This is a genomic window from Alloyangia mangrovi (assembly GCF_002300555.2).
Classification (GTDB): Bacteria; Pseudomonadota; Alphaproteobacteria; order Rhodobacterales; family Rhodobacteraceae; genus Salipiger; species Salipiger mangrovi.
Map to the genome: position 1 here is coordinate 1 of NZ_NTHN02000129.1, position 1,706 is coordinate 1,706.

Sequence of the window (1,706 nt, forward strand, 5' to 3'; positions counted from 1 at the left end):
GTCGAGCGCGGCGATGAGCGCGGCCCGCTCCGCCTGCACCGAGGCGCGGGTCTCGGGCTCGGTGCAGCCGGGCGGCGGGCGTCCCCAGATATGCAGCCCCGCGCCGAAGCGGCTCTCCTTGATGTCGCAGACGAAGCGGTCGATGCGGGTGATCGCCTCGGCGCTGGAAGCGGCATCACCCAGCCCGAGATCGGCCTCGACCCCGCGCGCGCGGGCCTCGGCGCGGATGTCGGCCTGAAGCCGGTCGCGGCGCCGGGGGTCGAGCCCGTCTGCGGTGGAGAACTCGTCGAGCAGGGCTTCCAGGTGCTGGAGCCCGTCCGGGATGTCGCTGCCGGTCAGCGGCGGGGGAAGATGGCCGAGGGTGAGCGCCCCGATCCGCCGCTTGGCCTGCGCCGCCTCGCCCGGGTCGTTGACGATGAACGGATAGAGCACCGGCAGCGCGCCGGTCAGCGCCTGCGGCCAGCAGCGCCCGGAGAGGGCGACCGCCTTGCCGGGGAGCCATTCGAGGGTGCCATGGGCGCCGATATGCACCAGCGCGTCGGCGCGAGTCTGCAGCCAGAGGTAGAAGGCGACATAGGCATGGCGGGGCACCCGCGCGAGGTCGTGGTACTCGCCCGCGCGCGCCGCCGGCGTGCCGCGCTCCGGCTGGAGGGCAATCAGGCAGGGGCCAAGCTCCAGCGCGGCAAAGCGGAAGGCGTCGCCATCGACCAGGTCATCCCCCTCCGGCGGACCCCAGGCGGCGGCGATCTGCTGTTGCAGGCCGCCCGGCAGACCGGCCAGGCGCGCTCGGTAGTCCGCGAGCGGAAGCCGCAGGCCGCGCCGCTGCAGCGCCTCTTCGAGATCGGGAACAGTCTCGGGCATCGCATATCCGGCCGCGCGCAGGTCCTCGAGGATGGCACGTGCCGAGGCCGGGGCGTCGAGGCCGACCGCATGGCCGAGGTTCCAGTCCTTGCCGGGGTAGGTCGAGAGGATCAGTGCGAGGCGGCGCTCCGCCACCGGCCGTGCCGCCAGCCGCAGCCAGCCCATGACCCGGGCGACGGCGGCGGCGATCCCCGGTCCGTGGGGGCGGTGCAGGGTGCGGGCGAATTGCAGGTCGGGGTCGCGGACGCCCGGCTCCTTGAACGAGATGACTCCGGCCAGAAGCCGCCCGTCGACCTCGGGCAGCACCACGTGCATGGCGAGATCGGCGGGCGAGAGCCCGCGGTCTGCCCCGGCCCAGGCCGCTTCGGTCGAGGTCGCCAGCGCCACCTGGAAGACCGGCACGCCCGCGGCGTCGAGCGGCGAGCCCGCCGCGCCGCGCCCGCTGAAGGCGGTGGCGCTGACGATGGCATCTGGGCAGAGCCCGGCCACGGCATCTTGCAGCGTCTCTGCTGAACCGGGCGCCTTCAGCGAGGGGGCAAACAGCCCGACCACCTCGCAGCCCTCGGCCCGGAAGGCCGCGAAGAGCGCTTCGATGGGCGCCATGTCCGCCGCGACGAGATAGGCGCGATAGAACACCAGCAGGACCCGCCGCCCCTTCTTCTCTTTCCAAATACGCCGGGGAGCGCGAGGGGCGGAGCCCCTCGCATCTTCAAGCGCCTCGGCCCCCGTCTCGGGGGTCCAGAGCCCCACATCCGGTAGCGCCTGCGCAGCGTGCACCGGGGCGGCGCTCAGGCCGGAGGCCAGCGCCAGCTGTGCCAGCGCGGCCTCTGCGGCGGCGGGCCCGC

At 74.2% G+C, this 1,706-nt stretch carries 1 protein-coding gene; it reads right to left on the reverse strand.

Annotation, left to right across the window (positions count from 1 at the left end; genetic code table 11):
* Positions 1–1,706 (reverse strand): cobaltochelatase subunit CobN (locus CLG85_RS27040; protein ID WP_260350381.1); only part of this gene is annotated, 1,706 nt, incomplete at both ends.